The organism is uncultured Ralstonia sp. (genome assembly GCA_913056305.1).
Taxonomy (GTDB): domain Bacteria; phylum Pseudomonadota; class Gammaproteobacteria; order Burkholderiales; family Burkholderiaceae; genus Ralstonia.
Genome location: CAJXMR010000316.1, coordinates 1 through 3819 on the forward strand (window position 1 = coordinate 1; position 3819 = coordinate 3819).

Annotated in this window: 4 protein-coding genes and 1 pseudogene; all 5 read left to right on the plus strand. The window is 59.5% G+C overall.

Going from position 1 to position 3819, the window contains the following annotated elements; genetic code table 11:
• Positions 1 to 143, plus strand: a pseudogene (locus tag QZ609_RS25185) (succinate--CoA ligase subunit alpha); the annotation flags it as partial.
• A 160-nt stretch (positions 144 to 303) separates the two neighbouring features.
• On the plus strand, positions 304 to 999 hold the full coding sequence (locus tag QZ609_RS25190) for a TerC family protein (protein ID WP_295500867.1): 696 nt from the start codon (positions 304 to 306) through the stop codon (positions 997 to 999).
• Positions 1000 to 1182: 183 nt separating this feature from the next.
• Entirely contained in the window at positions 1183 to 1695 is a 513-nt protein-coding gene (locus QZ609_RS25195; protein WP_137910818.1) for a pilin, read from the plus strand.
• A 406-nt stretch (positions 1696 to 2101) separates the two neighbouring features.
• Entirely contained in the window at positions 2102 to 2620 is a 519-nt protein-coding gene (locus QZ609_RS25200; RefSeq protein ID WP_295500861.1) for a pilin, read from the plus strand.
• Between the two features lie 207 nt (positions 2621 to 2827).
• Positions 2828 to 3819 (plus strand): pilin glycosylation ligase domain-containing protein (locus QZ609_RS25205; protein WP_295500864.1); only part of this gene is annotated, 992 nt, incomplete at its 3' end.

Sequence of the window (3819 nt, forward strand, 5' to 3'; positions counted from 1 at the left end):
GCAAGCGCATGGGCCACGCCGGCGCGCTGATCTCGGGCGGTGCCGACACCGCGCAAGCGAAGCTGGACATCATGGAAGAGTGCGGCATCAAGACCACCAAGAACCCGTCGGAAATGGCAGCGCTGCTCAAGGCGATGCTGTAATCGACAAGGTTTGAGATTGTGCGAGAACGGGGGCTTCGGCTCCCGTTTTTGTTTGATCGCGATGCAGCATGCGATCCAGGCACGACATGTGTATAAGCGGGCGAGAGGCTGCAAACCGAATCACCTTCCGCCAACCCCCAAGGACATCCTCGACAACACTATGGCGCTCACCTCAAGCGCATTCTGGTTCGCACTCGGCTCCATCATCCTGACCAACATCGTGCTGTCGGGCGATAACGCGGTCGTCATCGCGCTGGCCGCACGCAACCTGCCGAAGCGCCAGCAGAAGCAGGCCATTTTCTGGGGCAGCGCCGGCGCCATTGTGCTGCGCGTGGTGTTGACCGTGCTGGCCGTCAAGCTCCTTGCCTTGCCATATCTGAAAACGATTGGCGCGGTGCTGCTGGTCTACATCGGCGTGAAGCTGCTCGCGGAAGCCGAAGAGGAAGCCGCCGATCGCCATCAGCGCGACGGCCTGTGGCCTGCCATCCAAACGATTCTCATCGCCGACTTTGTGATGACGCTCGATAACGTCGTTGCCGTGGCCGCCGCGGCCGAGAAGGGGCCGCCGGGCACGACGTTTCTGTTGCTGGTGCTGGGGCTTGGGTTGTCAGTGCCGCTGATCGTGTTCGGCAGCACGCTGCTGGTCGGCGTCATGGCGCGCTTCCCCGTCATCATCACGCTCGGGGCGGCGCTCCTTGGCTATCTTGCCGGCGACATGCTCGTCACCGATCCGATTGACGCGGCGTGGTTTGAGCGCGCGGTGCCGTATGCGGATGTAGTGGTGGGGTGCGTGGGGGCGCTGCTGCTCGTAGGCGTAGGCCGGTGGCTTGGCCGGCGAACGTTGCGCCAGGCCTAATCTGAACGATTCCCCCCGAAAGTAGGTGATGACGGGTTCTGTCCGGAATTCTGTCAAGAACGGTCAGACTTGCGTTCGGATTCGGCCAAAGTGCGCCAGTTTTTGCGCAGATACACAGTGTGTGCTTTGGCATAGTCCCTGCGAGTGGCCTCCCCACAACAAAATGCCTTTTGGGGAGAGGTCATGGGCTTTAAGCACAGCAAGGGAACAACGCGTCGAGCAGGCGGATTTACGCTGATCGAGTTGATGATCGTTGTGGCGATTGTTGGGATTCTGGCGGCGATTGCGCTGCCGGCTTACAACAACTACATGGTCAAGTCGAAGTTGACCGAGGCGACGACCATGCTGGATGCGTCGCGGGTGTCGATCACTGAGGTTTACACGTCAAACGGCGGTGTCTTTCCGTCGCAGTCCTCGCCTCCGATCATCGTGCAGGCAGTGGCGAGCAACGCTGCTTATGTCACTGCGGTTCACTACAACGTTTCGGGGTCCAACGCTTCCGTGATCTTGACCCTGGGCCATACCGGAGTCAGTCAGATCGACAATGCGTATCTTGGCATGTTTGGTACCGGCCAAGCCGACGGCACTGTGACTTGGACCTGCGCGACGGCTAACGGTCCGAACACTCCGACGTACGGGTCGGGTGTTTCCGTGTCATCGATGTACCCATATCTGCCCGCAAGCTGCCAGAACTGAGTGGGAACGCACTTGTTGCGATGCGTAATCGTCGCTAATGACGCAGACACCGTGATCGCCGCATCAAGACCAGGTTTTTTTGATCCTGATGCGGCGATCGCCGTTTGACGGATCGGGAAACAGCGCAATGCAGAGGGACCTACGAGGGCGCCGGATGTTTCATGTTGAATGGTGGACTTCGGGGGCAAGTGCCATCTCAGGATTGCTACAAGATCGCTCAAGGTGTGTGATTCAAGCGCCACAAAACTAACGTGTTGTGTCAATTGGTGTCGAAAATTGTCACAGAGAGGCTGGTCGAGTGCCAATTTCATGTCGGATTGGCCTTGAAAACAACCAATTCTCGCCTGGCACAGTCCGTGCTCTATCTCCCCCGGCATCACCTTAACCAAACATTCCGGGGGATTTTATGAAGTCGATGCGTCGTATGAACAAGCGTGTCCAAAAGGGTTTCACGCTGATCGAACTGATGATCGTGGTTGCGATCGTCGGTATCCTGGCTGCCATCGCGCTGCCGGCCTACAACAACTACATGATCAAGTCGAAGCTGACGGAAGCGACGACGGATCTGGATGCAGCGCGGGCAGCCATTTCGGAGGCTTACGCAAACAACAACAATGCGTTTCCGACGAACGCTCCGATCTCCACGACGCCTGCGAATAATGCCAAGTATGTCACCTTGGTCAACTACAACGCACCCACTGGTACCAGTAACGTCGGGGTGGTGCTGACGCTTAACAACACTGGCAATACGAACGTTGATACCAAGCTTCTGGCCATCTTCGGCCTAGGCAAGGCGGACGGTACCGTTGGCTGGACCTGCGCAACGGCGCAAACCACAAACGACAGTACCCAAACCACGGCTGCCGCCCTGACCGCGACGCAGAGGGCAATGTTCCCGTACTTGCCTTCGTCTTGCCAGAACTAACTGACGCGATGATGTCCTTGCAAATGGCAGGCAGCGATTGCTGAACCATTGAAGGACTGCAATGCAGGGCGCCCCTTTGGGCGCCCTTTGTTTTGCCATTGCCCTGCTTGCCGGTAGGCTGACCTGCCCGGCACTGACTGGCTCCCAGCGGCACCTTCGGCCCGTTCGGTTTTACCTCCGAAATCCTGTCAGTCTGTTGGGCACTCTATGGCCACTTTTCCTTCGTTGCCCATGCTTGGTTCTCGCTTTCTGTCATTGCCGCTATGGCTTGCCTTTGCGGTATGCGGGAGTGTTCCGTTTCTGGTGCGGCTCCACACGTTTCCCATCCCGACGTTCTACAGCGAGGTTGCCGCCGCTGTATGCTGGTTGACGCTGGCTCTCGCCATCCTCGTGGCAGCTTGGCGAAGCGAAAGCGGGCTCCGCTTGCCAAAGATTGCGCTGGCACCCGCCGGCTTGATCGGGGCGCTATTCCTGCAACTGCAATTTGCACCACCGTTGAACCCCTTCTTCTCGCTGGTTGCCGTGGCCTTCCTGCTAGCCGCCGTGCTTGCTTGTGGCCTGGGAGCCTACAGCCGAAAGATCCCGGGGGCAGTGGAATCGTTGGCGGTTGGGCTGGTGCTGGGCGGCGTCTTGACGTTCGGCGTGGAGCTTGTGCAGTTGTTTCGCGTGCAAGGGCTTCCTTTCGAATTGTTTTCCACGGATCTGGATGACACCGGCCGCCGCTTGAGCGGCAACCTGAACCAGCCGAATCACGCGGACTCCTATCTAGCAATGGGGCTGGCTGCCTGCCTGTTGCTGGCCAACAAATGGCGCAGTTGGCGGTGGCCGCTGGCGGTGGTCGTGCTGGCGTTGCTGCTGGGCATGTCCCTAACGTTTTCCCGCACGGCCTGGTTGCATCTGGCCATGCTCGGCCTCCTGTCCGGATGGGTGATCCTGACGACGGACGCGGGCGTCCAAGGCGCCCGCAAATGGCTCAAGGCTACCGCGCCGCTGGTCTGCCTCCTGGTCGTGTACCAGTTGTGCAACTGGCTGGTCGCCTACGCCAACCTGCGCTGGCACTTCGATCTACAGACCTCACTTGCGGAGCGCATGGCGCACGGCGTTTCCGACCGGCTGCCCATCTGGCGCCATGGCTGGCATATGCTCGTCACGCACCCGTGGTTCGGCGCCGGGTGGGCGGACTTCGCCTGGAACCAGTA